The 19,439-nt window shown below is 62.5% G+C and carries 16 protein-coding genes; 6 read left to right on the top strand and 10 right to left on the bottom strand.

What is annotated here, in order from left to right:
• Window positions 1–249: hypothetical protein (locus tag BV071_RS23130; RefSeq protein ID WP_035612245.1), on the bottom strand; the 249-nt coding region annotated here is incomplete at its 3' end.
• Between the two features lie 51 nt (window positions 250–300).
• Here BV071_RS23130 and BV071_RS23125 point away from each other — a divergent pair.
• On the top strand, window positions 301–1,422 hold the full coding sequence (locus BV071_RS23125; RefSeq protein WP_265594768.1) for a hypothetical protein: 1,122 nt from the start codon (window positions 301–303) through the stop codon (window positions 1,420–1,422).
• On the opposite strand, the gene BV071_RS34430 is transcribed toward BV071_RS23125, so the two are convergent.
• From BV071_RS34430 to BV071_RS23095, 6 genes are all read right to left on the bottom strand, one after another.
• Complete coding sequence (locus BV071_RS34430; protein WP_265594769.1) at window positions 1,379–1,975, bottom strand: nucleotidyltransferase family protein; 597 nt, start codon at window positions 1,973–1,975, stop codon at window positions 1,379–1,381. The two genes, BV071_RS23125 and BV071_RS34430, sit on opposite strands and share 44 nt — an antisense overlap.
• Before the next feature lie 14 nt (window positions 1,976–1,989).
• Entirely contained in the window at window positions 1,990–2,937 is a 948-nt protein-coding gene (locus tag BV071_RS23115) for an XdhC family protein (RefSeq protein WP_081886182.1), read from the bottom strand.
• Between the two features lie 73 nt (window positions 2,938–3,010).
• Entirely contained in the window at window positions 3,011–5,209 is a 2,199-nt protein-coding gene (locus tag BV071_RS23110; protein WP_035612242.1) for a xanthine dehydrogenase family protein molybdopterin-binding subunit, read from the bottom strand.
• Complete coding sequence (locus BV071_RS23105) at window positions 5,206–5,667, bottom strand: (2Fe-2S)-binding protein (protein ID WP_035612241.1); 462 nt, start codon at window positions 5,665–5,667, stop codon at window positions 5,206–5,208. The genes BV071_RS23110 and BV071_RS23105 overlap by 4 nt, the downstream gene beginning before the upstream one ends.
• Window positions 5,668–5,832: 165 nt before the next feature.
• Window positions 5,833–7,068, bottom strand: a complete 1,236-nt coding sequence (locus BV071_RS23100) for a GAF domain-containing sensor histidine kinase (RefSeq protein WP_035612240.1) — start codon at window positions 7,066–7,068, stop codon at window positions 5,833–5,835.
• Window positions 7,069–7,122: 54 nt separating this feature from the next.
• Window positions 7,123–7,452 (bottom strand): metalloregulator ArsR/SmtB family transcription factor, encoded by a 330-nt coding sequence (locus tag BV071_RS23095; RefSeq protein ID WP_035612239.1) that lies wholly within the window; start codon window positions 7,450–7,452, stop codon window positions 7,123–7,125.
• 114 nt (window positions 7,453–7,566) lie between these two features.
• Between BV071_RS23095 and BV071_RS23090 the strand changes: the two genes are divergently transcribed.
• Genes BV071_RS23090 through BV071_RS23070 form a run of 5 tightly spaced genes read left to right on the top strand, consistent with a single transcriptional unit; the run spans window position 7,567 to window position 12,620 of the window.
• Window positions 7,567–8,598 carry an aldo/keto reductase gene (locus BV071_RS23090; RefSeq protein ID WP_035612238.1) on the top strand — a complete coding sequence of 344 codons (1,032 nt, stop codon included), beginning with the start codon at window positions 7,567–7,569 and terminating at the stop codon, window positions 8,596–8,598.
• A 22-nt stretch (window positions 8,599–8,620) separates the two neighbouring features.
• Window positions 8,621–9,415, top strand: coding sequence for an SDR family NAD(P)-dependent oxidoreductase (locus BV071_RS23085; protein WP_035612237.1), 795 nt, complete (start codon window positions 8,621–8,623; stop codon window positions 9,413–9,415).
• Window positions 9,416–9,450: 35 nt separating this feature from the next.
• Window positions 9,451–10,500, top strand: coding sequence for an NAD(P)-dependent alcohol dehydrogenase (locus tag BV071_RS23080; protein WP_035612236.1), 1,050 nt, complete (start codon window positions 9,451–9,453; stop codon window positions 10,498–10,500).
• A gap of 11 nt (window positions 10,501–10,511) precedes the next feature.
• A complete protein-coding gene (locus BV071_RS23075) occupies window positions 10,512–11,585 on the top strand; it encodes an alkene reductase (RefSeq protein ID WP_035612235.1) in 1,074 nt (357 codons plus the stop codon).
• A 21-nt stretch (window positions 11,586–11,606) separates the two neighbouring features.
• Window positions 11,607–12,620 carry an LLM class flavin-dependent oxidoreductase gene (locus BV071_RS23070; protein ID WP_035612234.1) on the top strand — a complete coding sequence of 338 codons (1,014 nt, stop codon included), beginning with the start codon at window positions 11,607–11,609 and terminating at the stop codon, window positions 12,618–12,620.
• A 65-nt stretch (window positions 12,621–12,685) separates the two neighbouring features.
• On the opposite strand, the gene BV071_RS23065 is transcribed toward BV071_RS23070, so the two are convergent.
• The 3 genes from BV071_RS23065 to BV071_RS23055 all read right to left on the bottom strand — a co-directional run.
• Window positions 12,686–13,606, bottom strand: a complete 921-nt coding sequence (locus BV071_RS23065; protein ID WP_265594767.1) for a TraB/GumN family protein — start codon at window positions 13,604–13,606, stop codon at window positions 12,686–12,688.
• Between the two features lie 97 nt (window positions 13,607–13,703).
• Window positions 13,704–14,273: a phospholipase D-like domain-containing protein gene (locus tag BV071_RS23060; protein ID WP_265594766.1), complete on the bottom strand. Its 570-nt coding sequence runs from the start codon at window positions 14,271–14,273 to the stop codon at window positions 13,704–13,706.
• On the bottom strand, window positions 14,270–19,439 hold a 5,170-nt coding region (locus tag BV071_RS23055), incomplete at its 5' end, for a lamin tail domain-containing protein (RefSeq protein ID WP_035612232.1). The genes BV071_RS23055 and BV071_RS23060, both read right to left, overlap by 4 nt.

Here is a 19,439-nt window from a genome sequence, read left to right as displayed (position 1 = left end):
CCGCAGGAGGTTCACGTTCCGCAGGAGGTTCACGTTCCGCAGGAGGTTCACGTTCCGCAGGAGGTTCACGTTCCGCAGGAGGTTCACGTTCCGCAGGAGGTTCACGTTCCGCAGGAGCTTCACGTTCCGCAGGAGGTTCACGTTCCGCAGGAGGTTCACGTTCCGCAGGAGGTTCACGTTCCGCAGGAGGTTCACGTTCCGCAGGAGGTTCACGTTCCGCAGGAGGTTCACGTTCCGCAGGAGCTTCACGTTCAGGCTTCCGAGGCAACAGCTGGGCCACCGCCAACTCCCCCCCTCCAAGTGGAGCCTCCTCCGCAAGCGACGGCCGCGCGCCGGAGCCCGGTGATTCCGATCGAAGCACCCGAGTATTCTCCCGAAGCATCGCCCTTTGCGAGCCGCAGTGCGCCCTTGCCGCGCGACGAGACACCGGCACCGGCGACTCCCCTGCCCTCGGTACCGCCGCCCCCCCCTGCCCCGGCACCCCAGCGCGCTGCTCCAAAATCGCGCCGAACCGGCTTGGGCTTGGACACGCTGATCCTATCCACCGGCCTCGCGGTCACTTGTGGACTGGTCGTTGGTTACGCGATCGGCTGGAACAAGGCGCTGGCGACCAAGGCTGGACCGATCGCTAACACCGCTCCGCTTCAAGCGGATACCCCCAGCACTCCCTCTCCTGCCGAGGAATCGCCGGAATCGATGCCGGAACCGGAACTAGCCAAGCCGCCAGAAGCAAAGATCGCGGAGACCGCCGCGGTGCCGGAGAAACCACCGAAGGAAGAGGAGGAGCCGATGAAGGTCCTCACCGCCCCCGAGGCGGCCTTGCGGGCTTTCCTGGCGGCACCGGATTGGCAGTCGAGAACCAAGCACTCGGTGGAATTCAAGAAAAGGGATGCCGCCATGGCCGACTATTACAGCTCGGCACCGGACGGGGCGATCACGCCGCTCTCAGTCAAGCTGCTCGAAAGCCGGGATGGAGACGACGGCACGGCAGAAACACATGTCTATCAGGTTACTACCAGCAAGATGCCCGAGGGTATTCCAGTGGCCGTGATGAAAGCCGAGGACGGCTGGCGAGTCGATTGGGGCACTTTCGTGGAACTGCACGATGACCACTTCAGCCGCTTCGCTGGAGGCCAAGGCAATACCGAAGGCTTCTTCCACCTGCTGATCCGGATCACGAATTTCGCTCCGAAGCGCGAAGGCTACACCGCCTTCCGGCTCGATCCGCCGATGGCGGGACGCGACCGCTACGGCTTCGTGCGCAGCGACTCGGAACTCCACAAGGCGCTGGCCAGTCTGACCGACTGGGGCAAGCCGGGACAGGTAATCCTGCGCCTCCAGAGGAATCCGGCCGAAGACGGCAAGAACTGGCTGGAGATCACCGACCTTGTATCGGCGGAGTGGTGGCCCGCAAGCGAGTGAAGCGGTCCCATGCCTCGGGGGTATCGATATCCGAGGCGCCCTCTGGAAATAGGATCTTGGCCAAGGCGGTGGGATGCCGCGACGCAACAGCCTTCGCACCGGCATCGCCTTGCAAAGAGAGGAGCTCTTGGAAGTGGGCTCGCTGGAAGAGCGCGGGCGGACCACTGGCGGGCCCGTAGTCACAAAGGATGATGGAGGCATCTCCCGCGGATGCCGCGACGAGCGAATCCAATAGATGAACGGTGACCAGCGGCTGATCGGGGAGGAGGATCAGCAGGGCATCGAGGTCCGGTGCGAGTTCGAGCAAGCGTGAGGTGCCAGCAGCGAGAGTCGAGCCCATGCCCTGCTGCCACTCGGGGTGGACAAGCGTTGCCACGTTTGCCGGACAAGAGCATGCCAAGATCGCCGTCGCGTGCGCGCCGAGCACGCGCAAGACGGGACTACAGCGAGCAGCGAGAGCAGTATCGCAAGCGCGGTCGAGAAGCGTGACACCCTCCCACTCCAGCAGTTGCTTGGGTGCACCGAAGCGGCTGGCTTGGCCGGCAGCGAGGATGATGGCACCGATTTTCAGACGGGCAGCGGCTGAGAGTGAATCGTGCCACGGCGCTCGCGCAAGAAGCCGGCGGAAGCGCCAGCCAGCACGGCTTGGATTTCGGCAACAATCGCGAGGGCGATGGTGGCGGGATGATGGCCGCCGAGGTCGAGGCCGACCGGTGCATGGAAGCGATCAGTCACGGTGGGGTCTTCCAACAAGCCGAGCGAGCCGAGTTCCGCGAGGAGCGTCTCGCGACGGCGGCGCGAGCCCAAGAGGCCGATGTAGCCATAGCCCGCGGGAAGGACTTCGCGCAGGAAGGCCAAGTCAGTGGCGAGGTGATGGGTCATCACCAGAATCGCGGTAGCGGGGTCAGGGCGGAACTCCTTGGTGAAATCCTCCGCCGCGAGGGCGCGGATGGTTTCACCACCGACGATCGGGGTCTCAGCGATCATGCGCTCATCACGAAGGACGCGGTGACGCTCCCAGCCGAGGGAGGCGGCGAAGCCAAGGACGGGATCGATGTCCGGGGTCCAACTAACAGCGACTAGGCGGGGTGGCGGAACGACCTTCTCCAACAACTCATCGGCGGCGGCATGGGAGTCGATGCGGGTGCCCGCAGACCCGGTGACGATGGGGATACTCTTGCGCTCGCGCAGCGAGGCTTCGATGCGGCTCGGCAGATCAGCGGCGATCTCCTCGATGAAGACGTGGAGCTTGCCGGGGCACCCGAAATGCGGACGGGTATCGATCTGAATGCGGCGCGGCTTGCCCTCCGCCATCACGCTGCGGGCGGTATTGGCAATGCCCTCCTCGAGGCAGCCACCGCTGAGTGAGCCGCAGAAGCTGCCGTCCTCAACGATGAGCATGCGGGCACCGGGCTGGCGGTAGCTGGAACCCTCGCGGGCAACCAAAGTGGCCAGGGCCATTCTCTTGCCGGAATGCCTGCGGGCAAAGTCAAAGAGGAAGGGCCAGTCGCTCATGGTTCCAATGACTAATGACCAAGCACTAATTTTCAAACGGGAGTGCGCTTCGCGATCGGGAGAGCGGCGATGCCTAGCTCCAGCTTAGATCCTGTTTGGCGAGGGGCAAGGTGCGGATGCGTTTGCCGGTGGCGGCGAAGATGGCGTTGGTGATGGCGGGAGCGACGGGTGGGAGCGCGGGCTCGCCGAGACCGGTGGGCGGATAGTCGGACTTGGCGAAGTGGACTTCCACCTTGGGCGCATCTTTCATAGTGATGAGCGGATATTCGTGGAAGTTGGTCTGCTGGACGGCGCCCTTTTCGACGAGGATTTCCTGGAACCATGCGGCGCTGAGGCCGTCGATCATTGAGCCTTGGACCTGGTTCTCGGCACCGCTGAGATTCATGATGGGGCCGACATCGGCGGCGGCGCTGAGCTTGTTTATCTTGAGTTTACCGTCTTTGCTGACTGTGACGTCCGCGACGATGGCGACGTAGCCGAGGTGGCTGAAGTGGAAGGCGATGCCCCGGCCATGGCCGGGTTCGAGCTTCTCGCCCCAGCCGGATTTCTCGGCGACCAGCTTGAGCACGCCCTTCATGCGAGTGGCGTTGTAGGACTGGCCGCGGCCGCCGCTGGCGGGGACCTCGCGGTCGTCGCCCAAGAGTTCGAGGCGAAACTGAAGCGGATCCTTCTTCGCGGCGTGAGCCATCTCATCGACGAAGCTCTGGATCGCCCAGGCGAGCGCGCAGGACCCGGGCGCGCGCCAGAAGCCGAGGGGGGTATTGCTGGCGAGGGTGGTGCGCTCCAGGAGGAGATTCGGCACGAAGCGACTGGGGAATTCATCACCGCCGAGATCGGCACCGTTGCCGGGCCGCTCGTCGCTATTCAGGCCGAAGGTCACGAAGTGATCGCCCCAGGCAGCGATCTTGCCGGCATCATCGAGACGGCCGCGGAAGTGGTGCCAGCCACCGGCGCGGTAGTAGTCATGGCCGAGGTCCTGGTCGCGGGTCCAGGTAAGCTTGATCGGTGTGCCTTCCATCTTCTGCGCGATGGCCGCGCACTCCACCATGAAGTCGCCCATCAGGCGCCGGCCGAAGCCGCCGCCAATGCGGGTCATGTGGACCTTGATCTTGTCCTTCGGCAGCTTGAGGGCCCTCGCGATGCCGTCGACACCGCCGCCGGGATTCTGGCTAGGGGCCCACATTTCGAGGGCTCCGTCCTTGAAGACGGCGGTGCAGTTCTGCGGTTCAAGATTGGCGTGCGAGAGGTGCGGGTAGTGGTAGGTGCCCGCCACAGTCTTGCCGTCCTCGGGGAAGTCCGGGCTGCCGGTCTTGCGGATCTCACTGGCAGCCTTGCCTTGGATTGCTTCGGCGGCCTTCGCGGCGTGTCCGGCAAAGCTTTCGCTTTCATTGGCTTCCCAGGTGACCTTGAGGGCTTTCTTGGCTTTGAAGGCGTTCCAGGTGTCGTTGGCAATGATCGCAATGCCGGGCAAGAGACCGTAGTGGTCGTTGCTGCCCTCGATGATGAAGGCCGCGCTCACGCCGGGCAGCTTCCTGATCTCATCCAGGTTCGCCTCCTTGACCTTGCCGGTGAAGACCGGGCAGCGGACGTAGGCGGCGTATTTCATTCCTTCCTGCTTCTGGTCGATGCCGAAGAGCGGCTGGCCAGTGACGATCTTGGGATTGTCGACGCCGCCAATGCGTTTGCCGAGAAGCTTGAAGTCCTTCACCTCCTTGAGCGGCACTGTCTTTTCATCCGGCACCTCAAGCTTGGAGGCGGCACTGGCGAGCGTACCATAAGAGAGCTTTTTGCCGCTGGGCTTGTGGATGACCATACCATCGCGGGCCTCACATTCAGCGGCGGGTACGCCCCATTGATTGGCGGCAGCCTGGACCAGCATGACGCGGGCGACAGCCCCCAACCTACGAAGCCTGTCGTAGTTTGAGGGCGTGGACATGCTACCGCCGGCCATCTGGCGGCCGAAGTCCTTCTCATTCACCGGAGCCTGCTCGACCGAGACCATCTCCCACGGCACCTCCAGTTCCTCGGCGATGATCATCGGCAGCGAGGTCTTGATGCCCTGCCCGACTTCGGGGTTCTTCGAGAGAATGGTGATGGCGCCTTGCGGAGTGATGCGGATGAAGGCACTTGGAGAGAAGACCTCTGTGGCCGCTGCGGCTTCATCGGCAGCGGGAGCATTGCCAACGCCAAGCATGAAGCCACCGCCGACCAGCCCGCTGATGCGAAAGAAGTTGCGGCGATCCAAAAGCGGGGATGAGGAGGACGTTTTCATTGGACGGCAGCGGCGGTGTGGATGGCTTGGCGGATGCGGGTATAAGTCGCGCAGCGGCAGAGATTGCCGGACATGGCGAGGTCGATGTCCTCGTCGGTCGGCTTGGGTTTCTCGCGGAGGAGTGCGGTGGCGCACATGATCTGTCCGGCCTGACAATAGCCGCACTGGGCGACATCGAGATCGCACCAGACTTCCTGGAGGGCGGTGAGCTTGCCGTCCTTGGCGAGCCCCTCGATGGTCGTCACCTTCTTGTCGCCGAGCGAGGAAAGCGGGGTGACGCAGGAGCGGACCGCCTCGCTATTCACATGGACCGTGCAGGCGCCGCAGAGAGACATGCCGCAACCGAACTTGGTACCGACGAGATCGAGGTGGTCCCGCAATACCCAGAGCAAAGGGGTATCTTCCTCGGCCTCGACCTGTCGGGCCTGGCCGTTGACGTTCATGGTGAAGGTTTTCATCGCAGCGAGCAGAATGAGATTTTCCGGAGTTTGGGGATGCTAGCCGCTGGGCGTGGCGGCGCAGCAAAAAAGCAAGGCCGGGTGGCCCGAGGGCTGGGAGGCCGCGGGGCTGCAGTTTCTTCCCGGAATTGTCGAGGCCGCGCGAAGGCGCCAAGCGGCTTCCCGCTAGCCCAGCATCCGCGAGGCAGGGAGATTCATCGCGACTGTGAGCGAGAAGGTCATGGATTCGCCTTCCACGCTGGTGGCGGTCACATCACCACCATGTCCGCGGGCGATGCTCCGGGCAATCGAGAGGCCGATACCAAGACCCTTGCTCCCGGCATCGGTGGTCCAGATACCCTTGAGCATGTCCTCGATCGCTGCCGCGGTGACGCCGCCGCCGCTGTTCGTGACGTCGATGCCCAGAAAGCTGTCTTGGGCACGGAGGTGGAGGGCCAGCTTGCCCTTCTTCGGCGTGAACTGGAGCGCATTGGTCACCAGATTTCCCACGGCTTGAAGCAAGCGGTAGGGATCGATAATCAGAGCTGCGGGCAAGCCATCGTCCACCTCAATGGAGAAACGGACGCCCGCCCGCTCGGCGAGGACCCGGAAGCGGGTGTCGAGGCTCAGGGCGATTTCCGAGAGGCCGGTCTTGCGGAACTTCATCAGTAATTGGCCCTCATCGATCGCTGAGTATTCGGTGAGGTCCGAGATCAGGCGCGACATGTCTTGCACCGAGGTCTTGAGGATCGAACTGAGGTTCACCAGCTTGGCACCATCTTTCATACCCTTCGCAATTTCGGACGTCATGTGGGCGGCGAGGGTGATCGCACTCATCGGCGAACGCAGGTCGTGACTCACGATGGAGAGGACATCCTTGTTGAGGTCGAGGTCCGACTGGAGCCCGATTCCCTTGTCCTTGCGGAATTCGGAGATGCGGCGGGTCTCCATCATGGACACGACTTGCCGGGCCAGTGTGTGCAGCAACTTGGCCTGCATCTTGGAGAACTTGCGCGGCGAGGTATCGACGATCAGCAGGGTTCCCAGCGCGTGGCCCTCCGGTGTGCGCAGAGTGGCACCGGCGTAGAAGCGGATGCCGACCGGGCCGGTGACATTCCGATTGTTCGCGGTAATGGGGTTCTTAGTGGTGTCCTCGACCACGAAGAGTTCGTCCCCGGAGTCGATGGCATGGACGCAGATGGAGCACTCGAGATCGGTCTCGTCGCAGCCCAGACCTGCCTCGGCCTTGAACCACTGGCGGTCGCGATCAACGAGATTGATCGCGGCGATCGGCACTTTGTAGACCTCGCAGACCAGTTGCACGATCTGGTCGAAGTCTTCTTCGCGCGGGGAGTCGAGGATGCGGTAGCGGTAAAGGGCGTTGAGGCGGTCTTCGTCGCTGATATCACGCGTCATCGGCATGACTTCCCGATAGGGAGCACGGCCGCGGATTTCAAGACTCCAGCGATGGCAATCTCACGACACGCGTGCAGGGGTCTTTTTCGGCGCTTTTTCGCGAAGCACCAGACCTAACAAGCCGGGGAAGCGCTTCTCCAGCTCTTCTTCCCGTACGGTATTCAGGCAACGGGTGCCCTCGGTGCGGGTGAGGACGAGACCGGCCTCCCGCAAAACCGCGAAGTGGTGGGAGACGGTGGCCTTGGAAATGGTGAGCGGAATGTCACCGCAGGCGAGTTCGCCAGCGTCCAGCAGGCTGCGCAGAATCTCGATGCGGCATGGATCCGAAAGCGCCTGCATCACCGCGGGCAGGGTGACATCAGCGAGTTCCGGATGGGTGTAGGGTTTCATTGCGACACAAGATAGCACGGGTGAATTGTTCGACAATGATCGAATTATCGTTTGACGCCGTAAAATCCCGGTTTAGATGTTCGACGAATCTCGAACAACCAACCCTACCCCACCATGGAATATCGATTTTTAGGAGGCTCCGGGCTGAAGGTCCCGGTCTTGACACTCGGCACCGGCACCTTCGGCGGCCAAGGCCCGCTGTTTGAGGCTTGGGGCAACAGCGGTGTGGACGAAGCAAGGCGGCTGATCGACGTGAGCCTGGAGGCCGGGCTGACGATGTTTGACAGCGCGGACGTCTACTCCAGCGGACAAGCCGAGCACATCCTCGGCAAGGCGCTTGAAGGGCGGCGCGATCAGGTGCTGATCTCGACCAAGGCGACCTTCCGCACCGGCGAGGGACCGAATGATATCGGTTCGTCACGGCATCATTTGATTCAGGCGGTGGAGGGTAGCCTGAAGCGGCTAGGCACGGACTACATCGATCTGTTCCAGCTTCACGGCTTCGATGCACAGACACCGATCGAGGAGACGCTTTCGACGCTGAATGACATGGTGCGCGCCGGGAAGATCCGCTACATCGGGGTTTCGAATTTCTCCGGCTGGCAGCTGATGAAGTCGCTGGCGATTGCGGAAAAGTATGGCTGGGCCCGCTATGTGGCGCACCAAGCTTACTACTCGCTGATCGGGCGCAGCTACGAGTGGGAGCTGATGCCGCTGGGCGTGGACCAAAAAGTCGGCGCGGTAGTATGGAGTCCTTTGGGTTGGGCGCGCCTGACCGGCAAGATTCGCCGCGGCACGCCGCTGCCGAAGGACAGCCGCCTGCAATCACAACTCAATGTGGATGTGGGACCGCCCGTAGAAGACGAGTATCTCTACAAGGTGGTGGATGCCTTGGACGAGATCGCGGCGGAGACCGGCAAGACGGTGCCGCAGATCGCACTCAATTGGTTGCTGCAACGGCCGACGGTTTCGACAATCGTGATCGGTGCACGGAACGAGGAGCAACTGAAACAAAATCTGGGCGCGGTGGGCTGGAATCTCACCGCAGAGCAGGTGGCGAAGCTGGATGCGGCGAGCAACACTCCCCTCGCCTACCCCTACTTCCACCAAACAGGTTTTGAGCGGAATCCCTCGCCCGTCTCCTGAACACCTCAAATCCTCCACAACCATGGACCTCCAACTCACCGGCAAACTCGCCCTCGTCACCGGCTCCACCGCCGGCATCGGCCTCGCCATTGCGAAGACTCTCGCAGCGGAAGGCGCCCGCGTCATCATCAATGGTCGCACGCAGGCCCGTGTCGATGAAGCCATCGCTGCCATCCGGAAGGATGTCCCGGACGCATCCCTCGAAAGCTTCGCCGGCGATCTTGCCAAGGTGGAGGAGAGCGACCGCATCGCCACGGAGTTCCCGGACGTGGAGATCCTCGTCAACAACCTCGGCATCTTCGAGCCGAAGCCATTCGAGGAGATCCCCGATGCCGATTGGTATCGCTTCTTCGAGACCAACTTCATGAGTGGCATGCGTCTCAGCCGCACCTACCTCACCAAAATGAAGTCGCGCAACTGGGGCCGCATCATCTTCATCTCCAGCGAGTCTTCCTCAGACGTGCCCGCGGAGATGATCCACTACGGTGTGACGAAGACCATGCAGGTCTCGCTTTCCCGCGGCCTCGCCGGTCTCACCACCGGCACCGGCGTCACGGTGAATACCATCATGCCCGGCCCGACCTGGTCGGAAGGCGTGGAGCAGTTCGTCAAGGATCTCGCCCGCGACCAGAACAAGCCAGCCGAACAAGTGGAAAAGGAATTCTTCACCAGCATGAGGCCAAACTCGTTGCTGCGTCGCTTCATCCAGACGGACGAGATCGCCTCCTTCGTCGCCTATGTAGCCAGCCCGCGCTCCGCCGCGACGAATGGTGCTGCCCTTCGTGCCGAAGGCGGCCTGCTTCACAGCCTTTTCTAACAAAAAACGAGAATCGCCTCTTCTCCCTACCCGACATGAGTTCCTCCAAATCCTACGCCGCCCAGAGCGCGACTACTCCCCTCGGCCCTTTCAGCATCGATCGCCGCGAGCCCGGCCAGACTGATGTCCACATCGAGATCCTCTACTGCGGAGTCTGCCACACGGACCTGCACCAGGCCCGCAATGAATGGAAGGGGACGATCTATCCCTGCGTGCCGGGACACGAGATCGTGGGCCGCGTCACCAAGACCGGCGACAAGGTCAGCAAGTTCAAGATCGGCGACATCGCAGCGGTCGGCTGCATGGTGGACTCCTGCCGGGAGTGCGAGAACTGCAAGGCCGGGATGGAGCAGTACTGCGTGAACTCCGCCACCTTCACCTACAACAGCGAGGACAAGAAGTGGGGCGGCATTACCTACGGCGGCTATTCGGACGCGATCGTGGTGGATGAGGCCTTCACCCTGAAGATCCCGGCGGGCCTCGATCCGGCGGCAGCGGCACCGCTGCTCTGCGCGGGCATCACCACCTACTCCCCGCTGCATCACTGGAAGGTCGGCCCTGGCAAGAAGGTCGGCATCGTCGGGCTCGGCGGGCTCGGGCACATGGGCGTGAAGTTCGCGAGCCGGATGGGTGCGCACACCGTGCTCTTCACGACTTCGCCCTCCAAGGTGGAAGATGGCCTGAGGCTGGGTGCCAACGAGGTGGTGGTCTCGACCGATGCGGCAGCGATGAAGAAACATGCGGCGAGCTTCGACTTCATCCTCGATGCGGTCTCGGCCAATCACGACATCAATGCCTACCTCTCCCTCCTCAAGCTCGATGGCAATCTGACCTTGGTCGGTCTGCCCGAGCATCCGCTGCCGGTGGAAGCCTTCAACCTGCTGCTGCCGCGCCGCAGCTTCTCTGGATCGGCAATCGGCGGCATCGCCGAGACTCAGGAGATGCTCGATTTTTGCGCGGCCCAGGGCATCGCCAGCGACATCGAGATGATCGACATCCAGCAGATCAACGAAGCCTACGAGCGCCTCTTGAAGGGCGATGTGAAGTATCGCTTCGTGATCGATATGGCCTCTTTGAAGAACTGAACACGACAACCATGTCACGACTCCAACAATCAGTGCGCATCGGCGCATGGGACCTCCCGAATCGCATCGTCATGGCACCGCTGACGCGCTGCCGCTCCAGCGAAGGCCGCGTGCCGAATGCGATGATGGCTGAATACTATCGCCAGCGTGCGAGCGCCGGCTTGATCCTCTCCGAGGCGACCTCGATTTCGCCGCAGGGAGTGGGATATCCCGACACTCCCGGCCTGTGGTCGGAGGAGCAAGTGGAAGGCTGGAAGCTGGTGACGAAGGCCGTGCATGAAGCCGGCGGCCGCATGATCGCCCAGCTGTGGCACGTCGGCCGTGTTTCCGATCCGCACTACCTGAATGGCGAGCTGCCGGTTTCCGCGAGCGCGATCGCTGCGCAAGGCCATGTCAGCCTGCTGCGCCCACAGAAGAACTACGAGACACCGCGAGCCCTGGAACTCTCCGAGATTCCGGGGATCATCGAAAACTACCGCAAGGCCGCGGAGAACGCCAAGCGAGCTGGTTTCGACGGCGTGGAAATCCACGGCGCGAACGGCTACCTGCCGCAGCAGTTCCTGAACGATAGCACCAACAAGCGCACGGATTCATACGGCGGGAGCATCGAGAACCGCGCCCGCTTCGTGCTCGAGGCTGTGGATGCGGCGATCTCGGTGTGGGGAGCTGACCGAGTGGGCCTGCACCTGTCTCCGGCCCTGCCGGCGGATGGCAACGGTGACAGCGATCCAGCGGCGACCTATGGGCACGTAATCCGCGAGGCAAGTGCGCGCAACCTCGCCTTCGTCTTCGTGCGTGAGCCGCTGGAATCGCAGCCGCGCTTCAGCCCGGCCCTGCGCAAGTCCTTCACCGGTGCCTTCATCGCCAACCAAGCGCTGACGAAGGAAGAGGGCGAAACGCTGCTTGCGGATGATCAGGCCGATGCGATCTCGTACGGCCGACTCTACATCGCCAACCCCGATCTGGTGGAGCGCTTCGAGCAGGATGCGCCCTTGAACGAGCCGATCCCGGCCAGCTTCTACGGCACTGGTCCGGAGGGATATCTCGATTACCCGACGCTGGATGAGCTCCAGCAGCCTGCTTGAGGAAGCCACCGCATTACTGATATGAAGACTCTCCGTGACGTCCGGCTCTCGGTTCTCGATCTTTCACCGATCATCGAGGGCGGGACTGTGGCGGACAGTTTCAGGAATAGCGTGGATCTGGCGCGACATGTTGAGAATCTCGGCTACACGCGTTTCTGGTTGGCGGAGCACCACAACATTCCGGGCATCGCCAGCGCGGCGACCTCCGTCTTGATCGGCCATGTGGCCGGTGGCACGAAGAGCATCCGCGTGGGCTCAGGCGGGATCATGCTGCCGAATCATCCGCCGCTGATGATCGCGGAGCAGTTCGGGACCTTGGAGGCCCTATATCCCGGCAGGATTGACTTGGGCTTGGGGCGTGCACCGGGCACGGATCAGACGACTTCACGAGCGCTGCGGCGCGATCCATCGGCAGCCGATGACTTCCCGGACCAGGTACAAGAGTTGATGGCTTTTCTGGGCCGGCCGAATCCGGCGCAGCGGGTGAAGGCGATCCCCGGTGCGAATTCGAATGTGCCAGTGTGGTTGCTGGGATCGAGCACCTTCAGTGCACGGCTGGCGGCGCTGTTAGGCTTGCCCTTCGCTTTCGCAGCCCACTTCGCTCCGCGGCTACTCTTCGAAGCACTGGAGATCTACCGCTCCAATTTCCAACCCACGGAACTCTGGCCGGAGCCCTATGCGATGGTGGGTGTTCCAGTAATCGCGGCGGAGACCGATGAGGAGGCGCGCTTCCTTTCCACCTCCGTCCAGCAGCAGATTCTCAACTTGATCCGGCACGCGCCCACACCAGTACCGCCGCCGGTGGCCAGCATGGACCTGCGCTGGAGCGCGGCGGAAAAGGCGGCCGTGCATGAGCATCTCGGTGCAGCGATCATCGGCGGCCCGGAGACCGTCCGCGAGAAGCTGGACAAGCTGGTGGACGCGACCGGCGCCGACGAGCTGATGATCCACTCCGGCTTCTACCGGCATGAAGACCGCAAGCGCAGCTACGGGATCGTGGCGGAGGTGGCGGAACTCGGGGCATTGTCCGCATAGGCAAGCTGGTTTTGAGGGAGGATCTTCCCTGCCGGAATGGCGCAGCCATTCCGCTACGAGATCAATCACTCGACCCGAGTTACCTTGTAGCCCTTCTTTTCCAGAAGGCTGCGGACGCTGTCACCAGCAGCGAAGTGGGCAGCACCGGCGGCAAAGAAGTGGATCTCCTCCGGTGACTTCTTGAGCGTGGCGTCCATGTAATCTGCCATGATCACGTCGCGGTCTTTTAACACAAGCTTGATCAGGCGCTCACCCAGCTCCTTGTGCTCTCCCTTGATGGTCTCCCGGAAGGACCGCTCGAACTCCGCGACGATCTTCTGCGTGTCGCCGGTGAGGTAAGCATCAATCAGGAGCTGGATGGAATCGCGCTTGGCCTCGCGATCTTCACGCTGGCTGCGCAGGGTCTCGGACAGGAGAGCGACCTGGTCGTTCTCATTGAAGCTATTGAAGCCCGCCAATTGCTCCGCGATGGTCTGCATGCCGGCGGTCTTCTTGCCTTCCCGCTCGGCGCGTTCCCAGAGCTGCATGTCGAGCGGCTTCGAGCCCTCGAGCTGGAGTTTGAGCAAGGGCAGCGTGATCGCTACGTACCAGGTTTTGAATTGTCCCAGGATCTCGCTATCGAGCGCTGGATTGATCTGCTTCAGCTCGGCATCGAGCTGGCTCCGGATTTCCGGACCGATGGAGTCGGCAAGGTTAGAGCCGTCGCCGCGCATCACCAACTCGGCGGCGCCGAGCTGGCTGGCCGCGTCCATGGGGGCCTCGGTATGAATGACGGTCGCTTCGGCGAAAGCTTTGACCGCCGCCGGATGAAGATTGGAGGCGGGACCCTTCCCGACATGAATCGTACCAAAGAGATAGGAGGGCTTCTTGACCTTCTCTCCCTCGATCTTCCAGAGGAGTGGCTTGACGGGATGCTTCAAGTCCTCCCCTTGGGCGCTGCACAGCAACGCGCAGCCCGCAACCGCCGCGGCAAAAGTGCGGATCAAGGGGCGAAAAAGGAAGGCGGCGGCGGTCATCACGGGAACTTTGAGACAGCCCGCCCAGAAATGACGAGCACGAAAGGCCTGGCCAAACTCCGCAAAATCAGTCGCCGTCGAGCGGATCCGGGCAACGATCGCGCAGGCGGCAGCGGCCACAATACTCGCCGATGAAGAGATCGTCGGTCCACGCCATCAGCTTGGCGAGGTCTTCCGCCTCGTCCGTCAGGAAGCCGGCTTCAAAGTTCCGTTTGTCCGCATGCTTCGCGCCCATGCCCGCGCCGGTGAGGTTGGCGGAGCCGATGAAAGCACGCTTGCCATCGGCAATCACCGCCTTGGTGTGGACGCGCGGGCAGAGCACGCGCTCGAAGAGCTCGCTCTCCACCAGCACCGGATAGCGGTCGAAATCCTCGCGGAAACGCGGGCCCGGTTCCTTGGCATGGATCAGGCGCACCGCCACACCGGACTCCACGAGATCGGCGAGGATCCCGAGGAAAGGCTTCGCGCGTTTTCCCACGGGGACGTGCAGGTCCTTGATGTCCGCAGTGATGATCCACAGGAAGCGCGATGCCTGCGGCACCAGCTCGGCGATGACCCGCCGGTAGATTTCGTCATTGAGGATCAGCTCGCGCACCGGGACCAGTGATGGCCAGGTGCGCGCGCGAAACAAGCTCAAGGTCCGAAGGAGATGCGCACGAAATACTGCGGCGTGCCGGGCGGCGGCACGATGCGGAAAGTCAGCAGATCCCGCGCGGGATTCCCCGCCACCCGCTCCGAAGAAAGGAACTCGAGGTTGGCAGGCGTTTGCCAGGAGGAAAGCTGCGTCGAGAACTGGGGTGCAGGCACCACGTCCTCTGCGATGACACTCCGTGAGACCGTCACGAAAATCGATCCGTCCTCCTCCAAGGAGAACATCGGTGCGAGACCTTGGTCCGGAGCCGCGGGATTGCCGCCCATAAAGTATTCAAGGCGTGTAGTGAGGCCATCGCCATCGAGGTCCGCATCATCAGGATGATTGCCGTTGGCGGTTCTCCATTCGGCGTAGCTCTGGGTATCCGCGCTGCCGGGATTCCCGCCGGTCACCGCGCTGGCGCGCCAGCTCAGCGGATCGGCGTGGTCTGGATTTGAGAAGGGATTCACCAGCACCAGCGCGTAGCCGCCGCCATCAGCCTCAGTCGGCCAGGGCGGCTCATCATCATAGCTGAAGTCGTGCAGGATCCCGCCATCCGCCTTGCGCAGTACGATCTGAGCACCGCCGTTATCGAGATTAACGGGGAAGGTCCCGGCGATCGGCTTGCCAGTGCCGAAAGCCATATTGAACGCGGTGACATCCTTCACGATCAGGGTCCGCGCATTCGGAGCCAGCATGGTGCCGCCGGGGAAGGTGAAGGTGAGACCCGCGGTGAAGTTCACATTGCTGAGATCGAGCGTGAGGGTCGAGGAAGCATTCATCAGCTCGACATACTCGGTGGTCTCCACGCTGCCGGGAGGATTGTAGTAGATCTTGGATACCACCAGCGTGGCGGGAGTCGGCACTTGGATATTGCCGGTATTGGTGACGGTGATGCTGTCGGTTTGGACGACGTCGCCGGCATAGTTCAGCCCTTCGAGCGCGATGAGATTCGGCCCCGCCGAGAGCGGCACGGAAATCTGCCAAGTCGTGCTCGAGGTCCAGGTCACCTGCAGCGGTGTGGTCGCACCAGCGAGCCGGATGTCGCGGACATCCACCCAACCCGTCCCTGCCAGGGTCACCGGACTGGTGGCGGTGGAGAAGTTCGCGCCGGCATTGGTGGTGATGGCAAAGGGGACCGAGGGAAGCTGCGAATTGAGCTGCCCGAGGATGTAGTTCGAACGGGTATTGATGTAGCTCAGATGCCCGGCGAAGTCTTCACCCGGCAGAAGGCTGCCGTAGTGAGTGGTCCAGGCCTGCATGTACGAGTTGTTAAAGACGCGCGTGCAGATGTCGTAGAGGTGCCCAAAGTAGATCCGCTTGCGCAAGGGATCTGCGATCAGCTTCTGCAACTCGGAGTTCTCGTCGATCGGCCGGGTGGCGTCGAAGGAGAAGTCCATGTCGTGTGGGAAGTAGAGCACGCGGCCATCCGTCCCGGTGTAGAAGATGCCGTTGTGATTGGCATTCGCGAAGAAGGAGTCCCCTGCCCCGCTGGCGCAGGAGCAGGCCAAAGCTCGCAGCCATTGGTCGACATTGATCACATTCGTCAGGCCGCTTTCGAAGGCAGCTCCGGACTTCTGGAATTGTTTGCCCAGCGCGATCATGCCCGCGTAGCTGTCCTTGTCCTCGTTGTTTTCGATCAGGAAATTCTGGCGGTAGTTTTCCTTGTCGTCGCCGAGATCGCGGATGTCGGTGCCGACCACATTGTCCGGCTGTGGCAGCTTGTAGCCATTCGCGTCCGTGGTGGTCGGGTAGTAGATCAGCTCGTACTCGTAGGAAGTGCCGTCACCGCCATTGGGGAACTGGGAATCGAGGAAAACATCCCCGTAGCGGGCGAGTTGCAGGATCGCGGAGCTGGTATTCGCGGGATCCGGCGCGATCACCTTGCAGAGGTCGTTGTATTCCGCGGGCACGCTGCCGCTGGCATACATCATGTGGTCGTAGAGGATCTCCTGGCAGCCGGTGATCTGGCCTTCCGAGCGGTCGATCGAGACCGTGCGGTGCACTCCGCGGAAGAGTTGGTCGCGGTTGAAGCCGAGGCTGAAACCGACACGGGAAGCGACGGGCCGGCCGCGCTGGCTGCTCTTCAGGCGCACGCCCGCATCGTAGTAGGTTTCGCGCTCGTCGTAGATGACCGTGCAGCCGAGGCGCTCGTTGCTCATCACATTGTTCGTCTGATAGAGCAGCGCCTTGTCGTCGGGTGCCATGATGATGCGGACATTGTGCCGGCCATTGGTCGCAGCCAGGTTGTCATTCACCTGATAGAGCGCGTGCGAATTCGCGCCATCCGCCGGGAAAGACGCGCTTGCCGGCACTGGCGCCGCGTCATTGCCCGTGACCCAGAAGCGGACGACCTTCGCGGCGCTTTGGCCTGGAATCGAGCCGGTGAAGGTCTGGCCGTCAGTTCCGAGGGTCATTGCGACATTCTGGGTCGTGCCACCGTCCACCGAGTATTTGAGGGTGAATGCGCCCAGACCATCCGGATCTGCGGCCCGGGCGGTCACGGTGACGGCCTCACCGGGGGAAGGCACCACCGGCGAGTGGCCGAAATCGGTGAAGGACGGGCCCGCGTTTGCCACCGCGGTGGAGTTCGCGCTACCTGGAGTGCCGGGACTATCGGTGCGGGTCAGGGCGGTGGTCTTCGCGCAGCGGTTGAAGTAGAGCCGGGTGTTGAGCAGGTTCGAGCCGCTGAGCCAACGCGCCTTGAAGGAGATTTCGTACTCGTAGCCGTTGGTGATGCTGCGCCCGCCGATCAGGGTCGCCTCCACATGATTGTGCATGTGCTCGGTGGGCCCCTTCGCGGCGAGGTAGAGCACGGTATTTCCAGGATTGCTTGGATCCTGGATGAGTTGCACGTGCCGGTGATTGCCGATGAATCGCCAGCCAACCGGCAGGCCGCTCTCGAAATTCCCGCCGTTGATCATCGCCACCGGCGCGACACCGGGGCGCTCGGTCACCGTGATGTCGTCGAGCAGGACTTCACCCTCATCCAGCATGCCGAGGACGAACTCCCGCCACTGGCCGTCCGGTCCCACGGCACTCGCCCCTGCAGTGGCGCGGTAGGTATAGGTTTGCCAGGAGCGCCGGGAGCTTTCGTTGCTCGCCGCCCAAGATTCTGGAAGGGAGTTGTCCGCGCGCGGATCGCGCAACTCCAGAGTCGAGCCACCCCCATCCGGCGTGCCGGGCCAGCGGCCGCCATCGACGTAAGGGACATCGTCCGCAGGATTGCCTGCCGCATCTAACAGAAGGATGCGCTCACCGCTCCCCGCAAGGCTTCCGCCATAGGGGCCGGCGACGGTGATGCCGGGGAATTGTGTGAGAAGTCCCGCAGGGTCCTTCGCGATCACCAGATAGCCCCCGGGAGCCATCACGGTGCCATTGGGGAAATTGAAGTCCACACCCGCGCCAAAACTCCAGCCGGAGAGATTCACCGGGCCCGCACCCTTGTTGTAGAGTTCCAGCCACTGCTTGTCCCCGCTGGCCGCATTGATCTCCGGCGGGTGGTAACAGATCTCGTTGATCACGATGTCCTGCTGAAGGGAGATCGCATTGACTGCGCCGGGAGTCGCGGCTGAGGGGAAAAGCCAGCGCCCCGGCCATGCGGCCGAGGCCCCTCGCACCACGCCATCGGCAGCCTGCACGTCCGCCAAGGAGCCACCGGGGCTGCGCAAGATAACCTTATCCCCCGCGGCCGGGCGAAAGCCGAGCTGTGCCTCCGTATAGCTCGCAAAGCCACCGGCCGGCACATTTCCCTCCGGCAAGGGAAAGCTCCCGGGCTGCGCGCCAATCACCTCCAAGCTGAAGCCGGCTGTGGATGAAGACACGGCGGTGGGATTGCGCAGCTCGATGAAGAAGTTCGCGGCATTCGCTGCGGCGATTTCATTCAGCTGCAAAGCGGAAGGCTGATCTGGATCCAAGGGCGACTCCAGCCCTTGGAGTTCCGCCGAAAAGTAAGCCGTATCGTCCGAGGCTCCGGTATGAACGGAAACCGCCAGCACATTGGTGCCTGCTACCAACGCGGTAGACGGTACGGTCAGAAAGCCCGAGGACGTGGGAGCCGCCTGATCTGACAGAGCCGGAGTGGAGTGTCCGACGGAACCGCCCGCCATGTTCGTGCGAGTGAGTTCCTGCCCATTCAGATAGAAGACCGCCCCATCGGCCACCGTGTGATTCAGCTTCAGCACGGTGCGCGAAGGCTCACCGGCGAAATTGAAACTATGCCGATAGTAGGAGGTGGAAGCCGTCGCCGAGATCGGCGTCTGCACCGATGAATCCGGAAAGGCGGTGCTCAAGCCATAGCGACCTTCCAGATAGGTCCCCACCGACTTGAATTCTGCATCAGTCAGCGAGCTGCGGTAAACCAGCAGCTCCGCGATATGACCCTTGAAGCCATTTGCCGTGTTGTTGCTGTGGCAGCCGATCACGATCGGCTGGGGCGTCAGAGCACCGCCGCTGTCGGCCTCCGTTCCCTCCATGTTTCCATCCACCCAGATTTCGAAGCGGCCGAGCGTAGTATTCCGCCGGACGGCAACGATCTGGAAATTCGTCTGCGAGAGCGCGGTGGTGGAAACGGGACCGCCCAGCCCGCTGCCATCGTCGTAGCGCTTCTGGAAGCCGAAGCACCCGTTGGTAACCTTGAGGGAGGCCAAGGGATTATCCTGGGCCAAGGCGAGGTGGTCGCGGTCGAAAATGTAGTCTCCGTCGCCACCATTGGTGCCGCCACTATCGGGCGCTGCAGTCGCCCGGCAGACGACGAAGTAGGTGAATCCGGAAGTCGGCCCGATGCCTGGCGAAAGTGAGGTGCGGAATGAATCGTTGCCATCAAAGCTCACCGCCGGCTGGCCCGAGGGCGTATCATTGGTTTCGAAGCGCGGTTCACTGCCATTGGTCGCATTCTGGGATACTCCATCCCCGGTGGCGGTGTCCGGCCAAGTGGTGAATTGGGCATTGTCCACCAAGCCGATCAGGGCACCGGCACGATAGCGTTCGGTGAGATCAGCGGTGACGCCAAGGATCGGCGTGCTGGTTGCCGTGCCGAAGGCCGGTTGGCCTTGCTGCCAGGAAGTGTCGTTGAAGGCTGCGGTGTTCCAGTTGGCGGGTGGCGCGGCGATGGCGTCGTAGAACTTCCAAGTGGAGTTCTGATCGGCGAACGAATGGACTAGGGGTTGGTCC

This window comes from Haloferula sp. BvORR071 (genome assembly GCF_000739615.1).
In the GTDB taxonomy this organism is placed as follows: Bacteria; Verrucomicrobiota; Verrucomicrobiia; order Verrucomicrobiales; family Akkermansiaceae; genus Haloferula.
This window is presented reverse-complemented; position numbering and strand designations above follow the sequence as displayed.